The 18,508-nt window shown below is 69.6% G+C and carries 13 protein-coding genes and 1 pseudogene; 2 read left to right on the top strand and 12 right to left on the bottom strand.

The features are described 5' to 3' along the window. Nucleotides 1-14: 14 nt before the first annotated feature. From ACFU9P_RS29480 to ACFU9P_RS29450, 7 genes and pseudogenes are all read right to left on the bottom strand, one after another. Nucleotides 15-137, bottom strand: a pseudogene (locus ACFU9P_RS29480) (citrate synthase); the annotation flags it as partial. A 37-nt stretch (nucleotides 138-174) separates the two neighbouring features. Then, on the bottom strand, nucleotides 175-1,791 hold the full coding sequence (locus ACFU9P_RS29475; RefSeq protein ID WP_384086591.1) for a glycoside hydrolase family 13 protein: 1,617 nt from the start codon (nucleotides 1,789-1,791) through the stop codon (nucleotides 175-177). Between the two features lie 63 nt (nucleotides 1,792-1,854). Then, a complete protein-coding gene (locus ACFU9P_RS29470; protein WP_376379681.1) occupies nucleotides 1,855-2,805 on the bottom strand; it encodes a carbohydrate ABC transporter permease in 951 nt (316 codons plus the stop codon). 15 nt (nucleotides 2,806-2,820) lie between these two features. Next, nucleotides 2,821-3,777, bottom strand: a complete 957-nt coding sequence (locus ACFU9P_RS29465; RefSeq protein WP_376379684.1) for a carbohydrate ABC transporter permease — start codon at nucleotides 3,775-3,777, stop codon at nucleotides 2,821-2,823. 13 nt (nucleotides 3,778-3,790) lie between these two features. Further along, entirely contained in the window at nucleotides 3,791-5,140 is a 1,350-nt protein-coding gene (locus ACFU9P_RS29460) for an ABC transporter substrate-binding protein (protein WP_376379687.1), read from the bottom strand. Nucleotides 5,141-5,445: 305 nt separating this feature from the next. Then, nucleotides 5,446-6,495: a LacI family DNA-binding transcriptional regulator gene (locus ACFU9P_RS29455; RefSeq protein ID WP_376379690.1), complete on the bottom strand. Its 1,050-nt coding sequence runs from the start codon at nucleotides 6,493-6,495 to the stop codon at nucleotides 5,446-5,448. A gap of 212 nt (nucleotides 6,496-6,707) precedes the next feature. After that, complete coding sequence (locus ACFU9P_RS29450) at nucleotides 6,708-10,994, bottom strand: discoidin domain-containing protein (RefSeq protein ID WP_376379693.1); 4,287 nt, start codon at nucleotides 10,992-10,994, stop codon at nucleotides 6,708-6,710. A gap of 319 nt (nucleotides 10,995-11,313) precedes the next feature. Here ACFU9P_RS29450 and ACFU9P_RS29445 point away from each other — a divergent pair, with 319 nt between their 5' ends. Continuing rightward, nucleotides 11,314-12,987: an ATP-binding protein gene (locus ACFU9P_RS29445; RefSeq protein WP_384086584.1), complete on the top strand. Its 1,674-nt coding sequence runs from the start codon at nucleotides 11,314-11,316 to the stop codon at nucleotides 12,985-12,987. Further along, nucleotides 12,984-13,658 carry a response regulator gene (locus tag ACFU9P_RS29440; protein ID WP_384086581.1) on the top strand — a complete coding sequence of 225 codons (675 nt, stop codon included), beginning with the start codon at nucleotides 12,984-12,986 and terminating at the stop codon, nucleotides 13,656-13,658. Before ACFU9P_RS29445 ends, ACFU9P_RS29440 begins: the two co-directional genes overlap by 4 nt. 59 nt (nucleotides 13,659-13,717) lie before the next feature. Here ACFU9P_RS29440 and ACFU9P_RS29435 read toward each other — a convergent pair whose 3' ends face one another. The 5 genes from ACFU9P_RS29435 to ACFU9P_RS29415 all read right to left on the bottom strand — a co-directional run bounded on the left by ACFU9P_RS29435 (nucleotide 13,718) and on the right by ACFU9P_RS29415 (nucleotide 18,421). Next, on the bottom strand, nucleotides 13,718-15,322 hold the full coding sequence (locus tag ACFU9P_RS29435) for a cation acetate symporter (protein ID WP_384086578.1): 1,605 nt from the start codon (nucleotides 15,320-15,322) through the stop codon (nucleotides 13,718-13,720). Continuing rightward, on the bottom strand, nucleotides 15,319-15,858 hold the full coding sequence (locus tag ACFU9P_RS29430) for a DUF485 domain-containing protein (protein WP_384086575.1): 540 nt from the start codon (nucleotides 15,856-15,858) through the stop codon (nucleotides 15,319-15,321). The genes ACFU9P_RS29435 and ACFU9P_RS29430 overlap by 4 nt, the downstream gene beginning before the upstream one ends. Nucleotides 15,859-15,954: 96 nt before the next feature. Further along, nucleotides 15,955-16,623 (bottom strand): response regulator, encoded by a 669-nt coding sequence (locus tag ACFU9P_RS29425; protein WP_376379706.1) that lies wholly within the window; start codon nucleotides 16,621-16,623, stop codon nucleotides 15,955-15,957. Next, a complete protein-coding gene (locus tag ACFU9P_RS29420) occupies nucleotides 16,620-17,900 on the bottom strand; it encodes a sensor histidine kinase (RefSeq protein WP_384086572.1) in 1,281 nt (426 codons plus the stop codon). The genes ACFU9P_RS29425 and ACFU9P_RS29420 overlap by 4 nt, the downstream gene beginning before the upstream one ends. Next, nucleotides 17,897-18,421 carry a DUF1453 domain-containing protein gene (locus ACFU9P_RS29415; protein ID WP_384086569.1) on the bottom strand — a complete coding sequence of 175 codons (525 nt, stop codon included), beginning with the start codon at nucleotides 18,419-18,421 and terminating at the stop codon, nucleotides 17,897-17,899. Before ACFU9P_RS29415 ends, ACFU9P_RS29420 begins: the two co-directional genes overlap by 4 nt. Nucleotides 18,422-18,508 lie beyond the last annotated feature (87 nt).

The raw sequence follows: 18,508 nt of genomic DNA, 5'->3' as shown, positions 1-18,508 counted from the left end.
CTCTGCCCTCCCGCTCAGCCCGCCGGAACCGGCTGCGGCGGAGGCGGCCCCGCGTAACGGGCCGCCGGACGGATGATCTCGGAGTCCTCCGCCCGCTCCAGGATATTGGCCCCCGCCCGCCCGGTGACCCGCCCGGAGCGGGGAGGGCACTGAGCAGGGCGGGGGGCGCGGGTGTCAGGTGCGGAGCCAGGCCGCCGTGTCGCGGGGCAGCCGTCCCTCGGCGTCCAGTGGGCCGCTGACCTGCAGAACCCCGGTGTGGGCCGGGAGTTCGGCCGGTTCCTCGCCGAAGTTGACCACGCAGACCAGCCCGTCCTCCCGGCTGAACGCCAGCACTCCGGGACCCGTCTCCAGCCAGCTCATCGGCCCGTCCCCGAAGCCCGGTCCGGTACGGCGCAGCCGCAGCGCCTCGCGGTAGAGCGTGAGCATCGAGTCCGGGTCGCCCGACTGGAGATCGGCCGCGTACGAGGACCACGACTCCGGCTGCGGCAGCCACGGTTCGGTGTCCGAGCCGAAGCCCGCGTACGGCGCGTCCGCCGTCCAGGGCAGCGGCACCCGGCAGCCGTCGCGGCCCGGATCCGTACCGCCGGAGCGGAAGTGCATCGGGTCCTGGATCCGGTCGAGCGGAATCTCCACCTCCGGCAGGCCCAGCTCCTCGCCCTGGTAGAGATAGACGGCGCCCGGCAGCGCCAGCGAGAGCAGCGCGGCGGCCCGCGCGCGGCGGGTGCCCAGCTCCGTGTCGGTCGGGGTGCCGAAGGCCTTGGCCGCGAAGTCGAAGCCGGTGGCCTCACGCCCGTACCGCGTGACCGTGCGGGTCACATCGTGGTTGCAGAGCACCCAGGTGGCGGGGGCGCCGACCGGCGCGTGCTCGGCGACGGTGTCGTCGATCGCGGTCCGCAGCAGCTCCGCGTCCCAAGGACAGGCCAGGAACGTGAAGTTGAACGCGGTGTGCAGCTCGTCCGGACGCAGATAGCGGATAAACCGCTCGGTGTCGGGCAGCCACACCTCGCCGACGAAGACCGCGTCGTACTCATTGGCGATGGCACGCCACGACCGGTAGATGTCGTGCAGCTCGTCCCGGTCGACAAAGGGATGCGGGTCACGGCCGACCGTGAAGTCCGGCAGCGCCGGGTCCTTGGCGAGCAGCGCCGCCGAGTCGATCCGTACGCCCGCGACCCCGCGCTCGAACCAGAAGCGCAGCACGTCCTCGTGCTCCTGGCGCACCGCGGGATGGGCCCAGTTGAGGTCGGGCTGCTCGGTCGCGAAGAGATGCAGATACCACTCGCCGTCGTCGAGCCGGGTCCAGGGCGTGCCGCCGAACTCGGAGATCCAGTCGTTCGGCGGGATCTCGCCGTGCTCGCCGCGGCCGGTCCTGAAGTGGAACAGTTTGCGCTCGGGGCTGCCGGGGCCCGCCGCCAGCGCCGCCTTGAACCAGGCATGCTGGTCGGACACATGGTTGGGCACCACATCGATGATCGTACGGATGCCCCGCTCACGTGCCTCGGCGATGAGCTTCTCGGCCTCGGCGAGGGTGCCGAACGCCGGGTCGATGGTGCGGTAGTCCGCCACGTCGTAGCCGCCGTCGGCGAGCGGGGACAGATACCACGGCGTGAACCAGATGGCGTCCACGCCCAGTTCCACGAGATACGGCAGTCTCGCCCGTACACCCGCGAGATCACCGGTGCCGTCTCCGTCACCGTCGGCGAAGCTGCGTACGTAGATCTGGTAGATGGCGGCATCGCGCCACCAGTTCTTGTCGGCGGGCTCCAGAGGGGCAGGGGAGGGCTGTCTCACAGTGCGAAGCCTTCTGCGTCGAGGTGAAGGTGAGGGGGGTGGCACGGTCGGGGCTGGAGCTGGTCAGCCCTTGGTACTGCCGGCACTGATGCCGGCGATGATGTGGCGCTGGAACACCAGGAACATCAGGACCATCGGAATACTGGCGATCACCATGGCGGCGATCAGCACCGACAGCGGGATGTTCTGGGAGAGCTGGACGAGCGCCACGCTGATGGGCTGCTGCTCGGTGTCCGAGAAGACCATCAGAGGCCAGAGGAAGTCCTGCCAGACGGCGACCAGCGCGAAGATCGACACCACGCCGAGCACCGGCCTGGACATGGGCAGCAGGATCGACCAGAGGGTACGGAGCTTTCCCGCGCCGTCGATCTCCGCCGCCTCCAGCACATCGCGCGGGATCTGGTCGAAGAACCGCTTGAGGAGATAGAGGTTGAAGGCGTTGGCGACGGCCGGCAGCCAGATGCCGAGCGGGTCGTTGAGCAGACTGGTGTGGATGAGCGGCAGATCGGCGACGGTCAGGTACTTCGGTACGAGCAGGGCCTGGGCCGGAACCATCAGGGTGGCCAGGATGCCGCCCAGGATGATCTTCCCGAACGCCGGCTTGAGCTTGGACAGCGCATAGGCCGCCGCCGTACAGAACACGAGCTGGAGGATCCAGGCCCCGGCCGCCTGCACCACCGTGTTCCACAGATGCGTCGGAAGCTGCATCTGCTCCCAGGCGTCGGTGTACGCGGTGAAGGTCAGGGACTCGGGGAACAGGGTCGGCGGTGTCTGGACCACCTCGTCGGGGGTCTTCATGGCGCCGGAGGCCATCCAGTACACCGGGAACAGGAAGGCCAGCGCGAAGCCGAGAACGACCGCGCAGAAGACGGTCCAGTACAGGATCCTGCCGCGGGTGCTGCCGAGCGCGAGCGGGGAGACCAGCGTCCGTACGGCCGGGCTCTGGGTCTTGCGTCCGGCGGTCCCGGCCACCGAGGGGGGTGCCTGCCGGGGAGGCGGCGCGATCTGGGTCATGGCGCTGCGCTCCTCTCAGTCGTCGGTGCGGGTGAGCCGCAGATAGAGGGCGGAGAAGAGACTGAGCACGACGAGCAGCATCACGCTCAGGGCGCAGGCCCCGCCGAAGTCGTTGTAGAGGAAGGCGTACTTGTAGATCAGGTACAGGATGGTGACGGTGGAGTTCTCAGGACCGCCGCCGGTGATCACGAAGGGCTCGGTGAACACCTGCATGGTGGCGATGATCTGGAGGAGCATCAGCATCAGGATGATGAAGCGCGTCTGCGGGATGGTCACATGGCGTACGCGCTGCCAGATGTTCGCGCCGTCCAGCTCCGCCGCCTCGTACAGCTCCCCCGGGATGCCCTGGAGCGCGGCGAGGTAGATCAGGACCGTGCCGCCCATGTTCGCCCAGGTGGCGACGATGACCAGGGAGAGCAGCGCGGTGTCCGCGCCGTTGGTCCAGTTCGAGGTGGGCAGGTGGAGGAAGCGCAGTGCCTCGTTGGCGAGGCCGGCGCCCGGATCGTAGAACCACTTCCACAGCAGGGCGCTGACCACCGGCGGGATCATCACCGGGAGATAGACGACCACGCGGAAGAACGACCGGGCGTGCCGCAGTTCATTGAGGACGAGCGCCATCACGAACGGCACCGCGAAGCCGATGAGCAGGGCGAGCAGGGTGAAGGTGAGGGTGTTGCGCCAGGCCGCTCCGAACTCCGGGTCGTGGAAGACCTGGGTGAAGTTGTCGGTCCCGACCCACTCGGGGGCCGATCCGGGCGTGTACTTCTGGAAGGCGATGATCACCGCGCGGATCGCCGGATACCAGGAGAACAGCGCGAAGCAGATCAGGCCGCCGATCAGGAAGCCGTAGGCGCGGGCCTGGTGGGAGAGCCGGCGCGCGAGGGGGCTCGCGGACCGGCGGCCCGCCGGGCGCGGCCCCGGGGTGACGGGCGGCGCGCCGGCGGACCGGTGGGGGGCCTGGACAGTCTTCATCGGTGCGTCAGCCTCAGCCCCGGGCCAGAATTCCGTCGATCTTGGACTGCGCGTCCTTCAGCAGTCCGTCGATGTCGGCGTCCTTCTTGGTGAGGACCGCGGAGACCGCTCCGTCGAGGACGGAGTAGATCTGCTGGGCCTTCGGCGGCTCCAGCTTCGCGGTGAGCTGCTGGCTCCCGTCGAGGAACGCCTGGTAGTTCTCCACCGGCACATTGGCGTACTGCTTCTTCAGCGCCTGGTCCTTGGCGTCGGTCCCGCCGGTCCAGAGCCGGGGCTCGGGCAGCCCGACCGGGGCCTTCAGATCGGCGGCGCGCTTCCAGTTGTTGAGGCCGGTGCCGGGGCCGATGGTCTGGTATTCGAGCCACTTCAGACCGGCCTTGATCTGCTCCGGGGTGGCCTTCTTGTTGAACATGTAGCCGTCGCCGCCGATGAGCGTGCCCTTGCCGCCGGGCATCGGGGCGAGCGCGAGGTCCTCGTACTTGCCGCCCTTCTCCTTGACCAGGATCGGGATGTTGTCCGGGGCGGAGATGTACATGCCGAGCTTGCCGGAGCCCATCATCTGCTGGACGTCGTTGAGGATCAGGAGCTGCTTGCTGCCCATGGAGTTGTCGGTCCAGCGCATGTCCTTGAGCGTCTGGAGCACGGCCTTGCCCTCCGGGCTGTCGACGGCCGCCGACTTGCCGTCGGGGCTGACGACATCGCCGCCCTGCGAGTACATCTCCGCGGTGAAGTGCCAGCCGCCCTGGTTCTGCGCGCTGTAGTCGGCGTATCCCACATAGCCCTTGCCCAGGCCCGCGATCTTCTTGGCGGCGGCGCGGACCTCGTCCCAGGTGGCCGGGGGCTTGTCGGGGTCGAGGCCGGCCTGCTCGAAGAGCTTCTTGTTGTAGAGGAGGCCCATCGAGTAGTTGGTACGCGGAACGCCGTAGACCTTGCCGTCGACCGTGTAGACATCGCGCAGCGACTGCTGGATGTCGGTGTAGCCCTTCACGTCCTTGACGTACGAGGTGATGTCCGCGGCCTGGTTGATGTCGACGACATGCTTGGCGTCCGTGAAGTACGTGTAGAAGACGTCTTCCATCTGGCCGCCGGCGAGCTTGGCGTCGAAGGTCTTGGGGTCCTGGCAGGGGAAGGCGTCGTGGCCGACGATGTCGATCTCCGGGTTCGCCTTCTCGAACGCCTTGATGTCGTCCTCGAAGCTCTGCCGGTCGATCTTGGCGCTCTTCGGGGGCATGCAGTTCACGGTGACTTGCGTCTTGCCCCCCGCGGCGTCCTCGCTGTCCGAGCCGCACGCGGCCAGTCCAGTGAGGGCGAGCGCGGAGGCTATGGCTGCGGTACAGGTACGGCGGAACCCGGAGCTTCTCATCGGTGGGACCCCTCTTGGGCAGGAGCGTGGGAAACCCACAGCTTCTCGCTGTGTGGCGGCGCTCACTCAACCACTAACTACTGATGTCCGCAATATGTCGCCCCGATTTCGCAAATACTTGACAGTGCGCTGCATGGGCCGGTTTGATCCCGCAGGGGGCCACACGCCCTTCGCGACGTGCGGATACGGTGCCGACGGGGCGCGGAAACGACGAAGGGGCCCTCAACGGGGCCCCGTACAAACGTCGTTGGGACAGCGCCCGGATCGTGCCCGGACAGCGCTCGCCCGGCCCTGAGGCCGGTCGCTCAGGCGCCCGCGGCCGCCTCCGCGGAGGTCTGCCCGGCCGGCTGCCGGGGCGCCTGCGCCGTGGAGCCCCGTACCACCAGCTCCGGCTCGAACAGCAGCTCACCGGGCGGTACGGCACCGCCCTGGATCTGCGCGTTGAGCATCTCGACCGCCGCGCGGCCCATGGCCTCGATGGGCTGCCGCACGGTGGTCAGCGGCGGCTCGGTGCAGTTCATGAACGCGGAGTCGTCGAAGCCGACCACCGACACCTCCCGGGGTACGTCCAGACCGCGCCGGCGAGCGGCCCGTACCGCCCCCAGGGCCAGCGGGTCACTGGCACAGATGATCCCGGTGACGCCCCGGTCCAGCAGGCGCGACGTCGCCGCCTGGCCGCCCTCCAGGGAGAACATGGTCCGCTCGATGTACTCGTCGGGGAGCCGGGTCCCGGCCGCCCGCGCCGCCGCGAGGGCCGCCGCCAGCTTGCGCCGGGACGGCACATGGTCGGAGGGGCCGAGCACCAGGCCAATGCGCTCGTGGCCGAGCGAGGCGAGATGGCGCCAGGCCTGCTCGACGGCGACGGCGTCGTCGCAGGAGATACAGGGGAAGTCGAGGTTCTCGATCGGCGCGTTGATCAGGACGACCGGAATCTTGCGCTCGGCGAGCTGGCGGTAGTGGTCGTGCGGCGCGTCCGCCTGCGCGAACAGACCGCCCGCGAAGACCACTCCGGACACCTGCTGCTGGAGCAGCAGTTCCACATAGTCCGCCTCGGAGACCCCGCCCTTGGTCTGGGTACAGAGCACGGGCGTGAGGCCCTGCTGGGCCAGCGCTCCGCCGATCACCTCGGCGAACGCGGGGAAGATAGGATTCTGCAGCTCCGGCAGCACCAGCCCGACGAGCCGGGCCCGCTCCCCGCGCAACTGCGTCGGCCGCTCATAGCCGAGGACGTCCAGCGCGGTCAGCACCGACTGCCGCGTGGCCTCCGAGACTCCGGGCTTGCCGTTGAGCACCCGGCTGACCGTGGCCTCGCTGACCCCAACCTTCTTCGCCACCTGAGCAAGTCGTCGCGTCATACACGCAAGACTATCGCAAGACATGCAAGCTACTTGCTCACGAGCGTAAAAGACGCTGACAAGCACGGTGCCGGCCGGACGGATCCGGCCGACACCACACTGCCTGGGCCCGATTACGGACATGTGACGGGTTGCCGCCAATTTGCTACGGATCGCCAACCCGCCACAGTCCCGCTCTCAGCCCTCTGGATCACTCACGGATTGCGGATCACTCACGGATTGACGTTGATCCTGAAGGTGGACGTCGTGTTCCTGATGTCCACCGCGTTGTTGTTGAGCGTCAGACCGTTGAAGGTGACCTCACCGACAGCCGGTCCCTGACCCGCCTCGGGCATCTCGTTCGCCCACAGTCCGAAGCCGGACTTGGCGTCGAAGGCGTCACCGCTCTTGCGGGCGCCGGTGATCGAGATGTCGCTGAGGATGGTGTCCTTGATCGGGAACTGCGGCTGGCCGCCCACGTAGTTGGTCTGGAACATGACGCCGCTGTAGGTCGGATCGACGATGTCGACATTGTTGATCCGGATCCCCTGGAACACCTTCGACGCCGAGAACAGCCAGATTCCGGGGAAGGTCTGGCTGCCCCAGAAGTGACCGCCGGCCCGGATGATCGAGACATTCTCGATCGTCGTGGGCTCGGTCCCGAATCCGTTCATCGCGTAGCCGAAGTCCAGCGAGCTGACCGTGATGCCCGAGTAGACCAGGGTGTCCGCGATATGGATGTTCCGGAAGGTGTTGCGGTAGCCGCCGTACACCGCGAGACCCGCCGCCCGCCAGGTCAGCGTGGAGGACAGGTTCTCGTACACGTTGTTGAACATGTCCGCGCCACCGGCGTCGATCGCCGAGAACAGCGCGAAGCTGTCGTCGCCGGTCGCCCGCGCGTCGTTGTTGACCACGTGGTTGTCGGTGGAGCCGTTGGTCATGTTGATGCCGTCGGCGAACATGTTCCGGATCCGGGAGTTCTTGATCGTGATCCGGTCCGCGTTGGCGCCCCAGTAGAGGCAGACCATGTGCTCGTTCCAGATGTTGTCGATCGTGATGTCCGAGACATTGGCGAAGTCGAACACCTTGCCGGGACCGTCGATGCGCGAGGTGTAGTTGCCGAAGTACGCGAAGCCGGTGAAGGACGAGCCCTTCGCCGCCGCCTCCGCGCGGAAGCCGACATCGGTGTTCTCCTGCGTCGACGGAGCGAAGAACCTGGTGTACCAGGGACCCGCGCCGAGGACCTGGACCGGCTTTCCGTACACCTGGAACTTGCTGGACGTCTGGTAGTCACCGGCCGGCAGATAGACACCGACCAGCTTGCCGGTGGTGTCCATACGGACCCGGTCCAGCGCGTTCTGCACGTCCTGGTGGGTGAATCCGGTCGGGACGGTGTACGTCGCCGGGTCCGGGTTGGCGGTCGGCGCGACCTGCTCCAGGTTGATGAAGTCGATCGCGAAGGTGCCCGCGTTGGCCGCGTCCTTCTGGAGCCTGATCTTGCTGCCCGCCGGGACGGTCCTGCCCAGCATGACGTTGGCCTCGTCGTAGATGTGACGGGGCGCGCCGGAGCCCGGGGAGTTGCCGGGCGCCGTCTCGTTCCCGTACAGCCAGGCGTACTTCGAGGTGAGGTCGATGGCCTTGACGAACGTGCCGTCGACATAGATGTTCAGGTTGGAGTTGGTGCCTCCGCCGCCCGCCGAGTCGGGGATGGAGAACCGGGTGACCAGGGTGTTGGTGCTGGCCCTGGTGGTGAACTCGACATAGTTGCCGTTGCCGTTGAGGGTGACGGCCTTGCGGCCCGACGCCTCGCCCGCGATGTCGCCGACGGTCCTGTTGGGACCGACGACCTGGGCGCCGCCGCCCGCGACCCCGTCCTCCGCCTCGTACATGTCGTACGGCATGTTGGCGCCGCGACCGACGAAGAGCGGCTGGGTGCTGGTGTTGTTGGCGCGCTTGACCGGCAGCTCATTGGCGTCGTCGGCGATGACGACCTTCATCTGGTACGAGCCGTTGGCGGCCGTCCAGGTGCCCAGGCCCACCGGGCCCGAGGTCGCGCCCGCGGCGATGGTGCCGTTGTACGAGCCGGTCAGGGTCTGGACCGTGGCTCCGGACGAGTTCAGCAGCGACAGCGTGATGCCGTGGGCGCCCGCCGCGGAGGCCACCGTGCCCTGGTTCCTGATCGCCACCGAGAAGGAGACGGTGTCCCCGGCCGACGGCGAGGAGGGCGAGGTGGAGACCGTGGCCGCGATCAGGTCCGAGCTGGCGACCGGCCGCACCACCAGCGGGCTCGCCGCCGTGTAGGTGTTGTTGGTCTCGTTCTGCTCGATGATCGCGTTGGCCGGGTCGGCGACCGCGCTGAGCTGGTACGAACCGGCGTCCCGCGCACCGATGTTCGCGGTGACGGTGGCCGAGGCCCCGGCCGCGAGCGCGCCCACGGAACCGGTGCCCACCTTCGTACCGCCGAGCCGGAACTCGACCGAACCGGCCGGGGAGGCGAGCGCTCCGGAGTTGCGCACGGTCGCCGACAGGGTGATCGGGTCGGACTCGACCGGGGAGGCCGGGGACGCGCTCAGCGCGGTGACCTCCAGGTCCGGGTTGGGCGCCGGGTCACCGAGGACCTGGAACTCCGCCACCTGGCCCGCGCCGGCGCCGGTGTTGGACGTGAACCGCAGCTGGACGTCGGCGACGCGCGCGGTGACCGGGATGGTCACCAGATTGCCGCTGGCCGGGGTGAAGGCGTAGTCCCTGGCGGCCACCAGGCTGGTGAAGCCGGTGGCGTTCTGCTCACGGCCCAGCACCTGGATGTTCTGGGTGCGCGGGCCCCAGCTGCTGTCCGGGTTGAGCTTGACGACCACGCTCTGGGTGTCGGCGTTGGCGCCCAGCTTCACGGTGAGGGTGTTGGGGTAGCTGCCGCCCGCGCCCTCCCAGTAGGTGGTGAGGCTGTTGTCGTTGGCGTTCTCCGCGACGAAGGTGAAGACCGTCGAGGACGCGGTGATCGGCTTGCCGACGGCCAGGTTCGACGCCGTACCGGAACTGCCGTTCCTGGTCACCGTGTTGCTGTTGCCGGACTGGTTGCCCGCCGCGTCCTTGGCCCGTACGAAGTACGAGACCGTGGTGCCCGCGGACTGGGTGTCCGTGTAGGTGGTGACATTGCCCGCCACGCTCGCGCGCAGCACATTGTTGGCGTAGATGTCGTAGCCCGTCACGCCCCGGTTGTCCGTGGAGGCGCCCCAGGTCAGCCTGATCTGGCCGGAGGACGGCTCGGTGTAGGCGAGGTTCGTGGGCACGGTCGGCGCCTGGGTGTCACCGGTGTCCCCCTGGCGGGTGACCGTGTTGCTGTTGCCGGAGACATTGCCGGCCGCGTCCTTGGCCCGTACGAAGTACGAGACGGTCGTCCCGGTCGGCTGCGTGTCGGTGAAGGACGTGACATTGCCCGCGACGCTGGTGCGCAGCTCGTTGTTGGCGTAGATGTCGTAGCCCGTGACACCGGTGTCGTCGGTCGACGCCTTCCAGCTCAGCCGGATCTGGCCGGTGGCCGGCTCGGTGTAGGCCAGCTCCGTGGGGGCGGTGGGGGCCTGGGTGTCACCGGTCTCGGGGCCGTAGACCTCCAGCTCGGAGACCTGGCCGCCGGGCTGCCCGGTGTTGGCCGTGATCAGCGCCCGGACATAGCGCGTGGTGGTGGCGTCGAAGGAGATCGTCACCGTCTGCGCGGTCGCGGGGCTGAAGGTGTAGGCCTTGGACGCCGTCAGATCGGTGAAGTTGTTGTTGTCGGTGCTGCCCTGGATCTTGAGCGTCTGGTCCCTGGCTCCCCAGCCGTCCGGCAGCCGCAGGACCACCTGGTTGACGCGGACGGAGGAGCCGAGGTCGGCCTGGATCCACTGCGGGAAGGCGTTGTTCCTGCTCTCCCAGTAGGTGGCCTTGTTGCCGTCATTGGCGTTGCCGGGCCCGTAGACCTCGGTGAAGCTGCTCGCGGTCAGCGTCTTGCCGAGGGCGAGGTTCACCGAGGCGGCCGCCGCGGCGTGCACCTCCAGCTCGGCGAGCTGGGCCTTCTTCCCCGCCGTGTTGGCGGTGAAGTTCGCCCGCACGAACCGCGCCTTGGTGGCCGGGAAGGCGACCTTCACCGTGTTGCCCTGGCCCTTGCTGAAGCTGTACGTGGCCGAGGTCTTCAGCGTCGCGAAGCTGGTCCCGTCGGCGCTGCCCTGGAGGGACAGGGTCTGCTTGCGGCTCTCCCACCCTGCGGGGAGCTTCAGCACGACCTCGTCGACGCGCTTGCTGGAGCCCAGGTCCGTCTGTACCCACTGAGGGCCCTTGCCGTTGCCCTCCCAGTACGTCGACTGGTTTCCGTCCGTCGCGTTACGGGCTCCCGTGCCGCCCGTACTGGTGCTCGACGCCGCGGTCCGCCCCGCGGCGACGTTGGGGCCGTCGGCCGCGGCAGCGGTCAGCGACGGCCAGCCGATCATCACAAGACTGGTGGCTATGGCGGCGGAGAGGACCCGCCATCTCCGGCGTAGCGATCTCATGGATCCCCGATCTTCGGCCTCGGCGCGGGGGCGGCGAGGGCGCGGCTCTGACTGCCTGCCGAATGGCAAGCATTTGTGCACTGATGAGCAGGGTCTTTTGCGTTTTGCGGTCAGAGAGTTGCAGAGAACTGCCAGTCCGTCCACTGCTCAGACAGAACCAAATCCACTGGTTCGCCTCCTGAGTTGACCCCCGCGACCCCACACCAGGCAGTTTTTGGCCGCTCATCAGGCAAACGTAAGCGATCTGCAAACCTTGCAAGCAATTTGCGGAACCATGGAAATTTCAGAAAGCCCGCCCGGCCCTCTACCGTTCGTACACATGAGTGCCGGACCGGGCACCGAGGAGAGACGCCGGCGATTCGGCTGGCCGCGCCGGGTCTTCTCGCAGGTGCTGCTGATGCAGCTCGCCATCGCCGCGGGCGTCACCGTGCTGGCCACCGGCCTCTTTCTGGCGCCCTTCAGCCATGAGCTGGACGACCAGGCGATGAGCCGCGCGCTGGCGATCGCCGAGACCGCCGCCTCCGCGGAGATCGCCGCCGATCTGGTGTCCTCGCGGCCGACGCCCGGCGGGCCCGTACAGGCCGAGGCCGAGCGCATCCGGCGGGCCACCGGCGCCGAGTATGTGGTGATCATGGACAGACGCGGGGTCCGCTGGTCGCACACCGACACGAGCCAGATCGGCAGGGTCGTCTCCACCGACCCCAGCGCGCCCCTCGCGGGCGCGCATGTCATGGAGATCGACAGCGGTACGCTCGGCCGCTCCGCCCGGGGCAAGGTCCCGCTGCGCGACCGTACGGGCGAGATCGTCGGAGCCGTCTCGGTCGGCATCGCGTACGACAGCGTCCGTGACCGGCTGCTCGCCGCGATCCCGGGGCTGCTCGCCTATGCCGGAGGAGCGCTGGCCGCGGGGGCGCTCGCCGCGTATCTGATCTCCAGGCGGCTCCAGCGGCAGACCCATGACCTGGCCTTCTCCGATATCTCAGCGCTGCTCACCGAGCGCGAGGCCATGCTGCACAGCCTGCGGGAGGGCGTGGTGGCGCTGAACGGGAGCGGCCGGATACGGCTGATCAACGACGAGGCGCAGCGGTTGCTCGGCCTGGGCCCCGACGCCATAGGCCGCCCGCTGGACGAGGTGCTGGGCGGCGGACGCACCACCGAGGTGCTGGCGGGGCGGGTGCTGGGCGAGGATCTGCTCGCCGTCCGGGGCAGCCGTGTCCTGGTCGCCAACCGGATGCCCACCGACGACGGCGGCGCGGTCGTCACCCTCCGCGACCGCACCGAGCTGGAGCGGCTGGGCCGTGAACTGGACGCCACCCGCGGGCTGATCGACGCCCTGCGCGCCCAGGACCATGAGCACGCCAACCGGATGCACACCCTGCTCGGGCTGCTGGAGCTGGACATGCACGAGGAGGCCGTGGAGTTCGTCACCGAGGTCGTCGGGGTGCACCGGGCCACCGCCGAGCAGATCACCGAGCGGATCCATGACCCGCTGCCCGCCGCGCTGCTGGTCGGCAAGGCCACCGTCGCCGCCGAGCGCGGGGTCTCGCTGCGGCTCTCGCCCGGCAGCCTGCTGCCCGACCGGCTGGTGGACCCGCAGGGCCTGGTCACGGTCGTCGGCAATCTGGTCGACAACGCGCTGGACGCGGCGGCCGGCTCCGAGGACCCGAGGATCGAGGTGGAACTGCGGGCGGAAGGCCGTACGGTCGTCCTTGTGATCTCCGACAGCGGTCCCGGTGTCCCCGCAGCCCATCGCGAACTGGTCTTCTCCGAGGGCTGGTCGACCAAGGAGCCCCCGGCCCACGGCAAGCGCGGTCTGGGTCTGGCCCTGGTACGCAGACTCGCCGAGCGGCAGGGCGGCAGCGCCCGGGTCGGCGAATCGGCGGGCGGCGGCGCCGAGTTCACCGTCGTGCTCCCGGAGGCCCTGACCGCCGAGGCGGAAGCGGAACCGGCAGTCGTTGATGGCCCGATGAGCCCGGCCGGGGAGACACGATGATCGACGTACTGGTCGTGGACGACGACATCCGGGTCGCGGAGATCAATACGGCCTATGTGGCCAAGGTGGCGGGCTTCCGGGTGGTGGCCCAGGCGCACTCGGCCGCCGAGGCGCTCGGCCGGATCTCCGAGCAGGCCGTCGATCTGATCCTCCTGGACCACTATCTGCCGGACGAGAACGGGCTCGCGGTGGTTCGGGAGTTGCGGCGGCTGGGCCATCAGACCGATGTGATCATGGTGACGGCGGCACGCGATGTCGCCACCGTCCAGGCCGCGATGCGCCATGGAGCGCTCCAATACCTGGTCAAACCGTTCAATTTCGCCGGGCTGCGCGCCAAGCTGGAGGCGTACGCGACGCTGCGCCGCACCCTGGACGGCGGCGGCGAGGCGGAACAGTCGGAGGTGGACCGGATGTTCGGGGCGCTCTCCGCCGCGAGCGCCCCCGCCCTGCCCAAGGGCCACTCCCCCACCACCGCGGAGCTGGTGCGCCAGGTGCTGATGGGCGCGGACGGGCCGCTGTCGGCACACGAGATCGCGGAGCGCGCGGGAATGAGCCGGCAGACCGCGCAGCGCTATCTCAAACTGCTGGAGCGGGCCGGACGGGTGGAACTCACGCTGCGGTACGGCGAGACGGGCCGCCCCGAGCACCGGTTCACCTGGTCGAGGGGCTGACCGGACTGGTCGGGGGCTGAGCACGACCGTACGCCGCAGAACCGTACAGCGCGGTACGGTCACACCGCGCCCGCGCCCGTCAGCGAACGCACCTCCGTCTGCGCGTGCTTGGCCGCGTCCGGCCGCTCCGGCGAGGTGACCGTACCGATCCAGCCCGCGAGGAAGCCCAGCGGAATGGAGACCACGCCCGGGTTCTGCAACGGGAACACCTGGAAGTCCAGGCCGGGGAACACCGCCTCCGGGCTCCCCGAGACCACCGGCGAGAGCGCCACCAGCACCACGGCCGGAACCAGTCCCCCGTAGACGGCCCAGACCGCGCCCCGCGTGGTGAAGCTCCGCCAGAACAGGGAGTACAGCAGGGCGGGCAGATTGGCCGAGGCGGCGACCGCGAAGGCGAGTCCGACCAGGAAGGCCACATTCAGCTCCTGGGCCAGCAGGCTCAGCGCGATGGCCATCGCGCCGATCCCGGCCGCCGCCAGCCGGGCCACCGCGACCTCGCCCCGCCGCCCGCCCCTTCGGTGGGTACGCCGACGCCGGAGCGACGCGTACAGGTCATGCGCGACGGAGGCCGAAGACGCGAGCGTGATGCCCGCGACGACGGCCAGGATGGTGGCGAACGCGATCGCCGCGACAACCGCGAAGAGAACCGTTCCGCCGGTGGATCCCGCCCCTCCCCCGAGATCGAGCGCCAGCAGTGGAACCGCCGTGTTCCCGGCCGCGTTCGACGCCCGTACGGCATCCGAGCCGACCAGCGCCGCCGCCCCGAACCCGAGCACGATCGTCATCAGATAGAAGCCGCCGATGAGTCCGATGGCCCAGACCACCGAGCGCCGAGCGGCCCGCGCCGTCGGCACGGTGTAGAAGCGGGACAGGATGTGCGGCAGCCCCGCCGTGCCCAGGACGAGCGCCAGCCCCAGGCTGATGAAGTCGAACCGCGCGGTCCAGTCCCCGCCGTACTTGAGACCGGGCGCGAGGAACTCCCCGCCATGGCCGCTGTGCGCCACGGCGGTGTTCAGCAGTCCATTGACATCGCCGTGGAAGCGGACCAGGACGAGCGTGGTCAGCGCGACCGCCCCGGCCATCAGCAGGACGGCCTTGACGATCTGGATCCAGGTGGTGGCCCGCATCCCGCCGAGCGTCACATGGGCGACCATCAGCGCGCCGACACCGATCACGGTCCAGGTGCGCGCCGACGCGCTCGTACCGCCGAGCAGAAGAGCGACCAGACTGCCCGCCCCGACCATCTGCGCGACGAGATAGAGCACCGACACGGTGACCGAGGAGATGCCCGCCGCGACCCTGACCGGCCGCTCGCGCATCCGGGCGGCGACCACATCGGCGAGGGTGAACCGGCCGCAGTTACGGACGAGTTCGGCGACCAGGAAGAGGACGACCAGCCAGGCGACGAGGAAGCCGACCGAGTAGAGCACGCCGTCGTAGCCGAAGAGGGCGATCAGGCCGGAGATGCCGAGGAAGGAGGCGGCGGACATATAGTCCCCGGCGATGGCGAAACCGTTCTCCATGGGTGAGAACAGCCGCCCGCCGGCGTAGAACTCCTCCGCCGAGCCCTGCCGATGGCGGCTCACCCATGTGGTGATCCCGAGGGTGACCGCGACGAACGCGCTGAACAGCAGCAGCGCCAGAGTCTGATGATCGCCGCTCACCGGGCACGCCCCGGAGTCGTCGGTGCCGTGGGCATCGTGGCCGACGTCGGCCCGGGCCGCTTCTCCGCCTGCTCCCGTGCCTGCTCCTGGTCGAAGACGGCCCAGCGCAGTTCGAGCGCCGCCCGGTCCCTGCGCAGCCGGGCATGGCGTGCGTACGCCCAGGCCAGCAGAAAGGTGGAGAGGAACTGGCCGAGGCCCGCCACCATCGCGACATTCACCGCTCCGACCACCGGTTTCGCCATCAGCTCCGGCGCGGTCGTCGCTGCCACGACATACGCGAAGTACCACAGGAAGAAGGCGAGCGACGCGGGGATCACAAAGCGCCGGTAGCGGCCGCGCACCTCCTGGAAGGCGGCGCTGCGCTGCACCCGCAGATAGATGTCGGAGTCCGTGTCGCCGTCGGCGGCGCTTCCTGGCGGGACAGGTGCCGGCGGCGGGCCGGAGCCGTCGGGCTCGCCCCAGTCCGAGGCCAGCGCTTCGTACCACGGGTCGTCCAGCCGCACCGCCGCGGTCTCCCGCCCATCCTGCTTCTCCACCGGTCAACTCTCCTTGTCGGCGAACCGTTTCGGCCGCGTAGCAAGGATGGTCGGCACGGTGGCGCCCGGGAGTCCGGTCGCCCCGGCTTCACCCCATCAGGTGATAGTTGTCCCGGGTGGCGGGATGAGTCCCCGTTGATAGGCGTATCGCACGGCCTGTGCGCGATCGCGCACCCCGGCCTTGGCGAAGAGATTGTTGATATGGGTCTTCACCGTGGCCGCGCCGATGTGCAGCCGCTGTGCGATCTCCCTGTTGGAGAGCCCCTCCGCGACCAGGGAGAGCACTTCGGCCTCCCGGGCGGTGAGCCCGTCGGGCAGTTCCACGGGCGCCGGAGGCTCGTGCGGGGCGGTGACCCGCTCCAGAAGTCTGCGCTGTACGGCGGGTGCCAGCCCGGCCTGACCCGCCAGTACGTCCTCGACGGCCCGTACGATCTCCTCGCCCTGCGCGTCCTTGGTGAGATAGCCGCGCGCACCGGCCCGGAGCGCGGCGAAGAGCGAGTCGTCGTCGGCGTAGGTCGTGAGGACCACCACCTGTGTGCCCGGGTGTTCGGTACGGATACGGCGCGTCGCCTCCACCCCGTCGCAGCGCGGCATCCGCAGATCCATCAGGACGACATCGGGAGCGAGTTCGGCGACCAGGGACACGGCCTCCTCGCCGTCCTTCGCGGCGCCGACGACCTCGATACCGGGCAGCAGCCCGAGCAGCATCACAATGCCCTCGCGCACCACGGCCTGATCGTCGGCCACGATCACCCTGGCCGTCACGCGGGCACTCGCAGACGCACGGTGAAACCTTTCGCTCGGGGGCCTTTGAGACCTTCGCGCTCCTGAGGACGCTCGGAACCCTCAGAGACCTCGGAGCCCTCCGGCCCTTCCGGACCCTCCGTGTGCTCGGGACCGGAGCCCCGGATGCCGTGCGGTCCGGCCTCCAGGCTCCCGCCGAGCAGTTCGGCGCGCTCCCTCATCCCCAGCAGACCGTACCCGGAGCCCGAGGCCCCCAGCCCGGCCGGGCCCGCGCCCTTCCCGCCGGAGTCCCGTACATCCAGCGTGACCTCGTCCGTCCCGTACGTGAGCACCATCCGCACGCGCGCCCCCGGCGCGTGTTTCCGTACGTTGGTGAGCGCCTCCTGCGCCACCCTCCGTACCGTCTGCGAGGCCTCCGCTGGCAGCGGCCTCGGAGTCCCCTCGACCACCGCCTCGGCACCGTCCACCGCGGCCAGCTCCCGCAGATACTCACCGAGCGGGGGCATCTCCCCGCGCAGCGCGGAGAGCGCCTGCCGGGTCTCGGCGAGCCCTTCGCGCGCCATGGAGCGCGCGGCCACCACCCGCTCCAGGATCTGGTCGCGGAACGGACCCGGGGGTTCCTTCTCGATCCGCAGCCGGGCCGCCTCCAAGTGCACGAGCTGCGCGGAGAGGCTGTGCGCGAGGACGTCATGGATGTCGCGGGCGATCCTGGCCCGCTCGGCGAGGGCGGCCGACTCGGCCTCGGCGGCACGGGCCGCCCGCTCCTGGGCCAGCAGCCGCTGGGCGCTGCCGCGCGCCTCCGCGTCGAGCCGCAGCACATACCCGCCGAGGAGCAGACCCGCGGTCGTGATCGCCGCGCCCGGCCAGGACTCGTGGTTGACCGCGGCGAATCCACCGAGAGCGGCGAAGGCGACGGGCAGGGCGGCGGCGAGCGGCAGCCGTTCCATGGCGGAGACGCCGCAGCCGCACCAGATCACGACCGCGGGAACCTCGAACCCGGCCTGGTTCGAGACGATGGCCCCGCCCATCAGCACGACCAGCAGGCCGACCGACGGCCAGAGCTGATGCCGCAGGGTGGTGCGGAAGAAGGCCCAGGCGCAGCCGACGGCGGCGAGTATGACCACCACAACCGCCACCGCCGTCCAGCCGTCCACATGGCGCCGGCTGAGGGTCGCCCAGAGCAGACTCACCAGGACGACCGTCCGTATCGTACGGGCCAGCCAGCGCCGGGCCTCGGTACGGCCCTGCCGGGAGAGGGCCTCCCGGGAGGGCCAGCTCGTCCAGACCTCGGCTGTCACACACGATCCTTCCAGGGCTCGGCTGCCGCCCCGGCGGCGGCCGAGCCGTCACCGTACGGCGGACGGGCGGTACGCGCCCGCATCACCAGCATGCCCCTGCGGACCAGTACGGAGGCGGCGAGCGCGAGGAGCAGTGCTCCGGTCCCCTGGTGAACGCCGGCCAGCGCGCCGATGCCCATCAGGCCGACCCGCAGCGCGATCCCGCCGATCCAGACCGCGATCGTGGCCTTGGTGCCCCGGCTCCACAGCGTGCCGTCCTGGCCGGTCCACAGCTTGCTGGTCCTGGCCCAGCCGACTCCCATCACCAGACCGACCAGCAGCTCGGCTCCGAGCAGCAGCACCGACAGAGACCGGTGGTGCTGGTCGAGAAGACCCGGCTCACGCAGGGCCAGGACCACCAGGATCACCGGCAGCACCAGCCAGCGCCGCCCGTCGGCGGTGATCCGCTGCGGCCTGAGCTGGCGTGCGGCGATCAGGGCGACAGCGGCGATGATCACCAGGACATTGACGAGCGCGGACATGGAGTGCCTCCGGGGACGGGGAAGGCCGACACGGAAGGTCGGCGCCGTCGACAGTACGGAGAAAGCCCAGGTCGGAGCATCGGCGTA

The organism is Streptomyces sp. NPDC057617, assembly GCF_042800555.1.
Lineage (GTDB): Bacteria > Actinomycetota > Actinomycetes > Streptomycetales > Streptomycetaceae > Streptomyces.
Note: the sequence above shows the minus strand (reverse complement) of the source record. Positions and strands in the feature narration are given on the sequence as shown.

Excerpts from the sequence above, each read along its gene's own strand:
- ACFU9P_RS29460 (WP_376379687.1), bottom strand. The coding sequence starts at position 5,140 with ATGAGAAGCTCCGGGTTCCGCCGTACCTGTACCGCAGCCATAGCCTCC.
- ACFU9P_RS29450 (WP_376379693.1), bottom strand. The coding sequence starts at position 10,994 with ATGAGATCGCTACGCCGGAGATGGCGGGTCCTCTCCGCCGCCATAGCC.
- ACFU9P_RS29455 (WP_376379690.1), bottom strand. The coding sequence starts at position 6,495 with ATGACGCGACGACTTGCTCAGGTGGCGAAGAAGGTTGGGGTCAGCGAG.
- ACFU9P_RS29415 (WP_384086569.1), bottom strand. The coding sequence starts at position 18,421 with ATGTCCGCGCTCGTCAATGTCCTGGTGATCATCGCCGCTGTCGCCCTG.
- ACFU9P_RS29470 (WP_376379681.1), bottom strand. The coding sequence starts at position 2,805 with ATGACCCAGATCGCGCCGCCTCCCCGGCAGGCACCCCCCTCGGTGGCC.
- ACFU9P_RS29440 (WP_384086581.1), top strand. The coding sequence starts at position 12,984 with ATGATCGACGTACTGGTCGTGGACGACGACATCCGGGTCGCGGAGATC.
- ACFU9P_RS29465 (WP_376379684.1), bottom strand. The coding sequence starts at position 3,777 with ATGAAGACTGTCCAGGCCCCCCACCGGTCCGCCGGCGCGCCGCCCGTC.
- ACFU9P_RS29445 (WP_384086584.1), top strand. The coding sequence starts at position 11,314 with ATGAGTGCCGGACCGGGCACCGAGGAGAGACGCCGGCGATTCGGCTGG.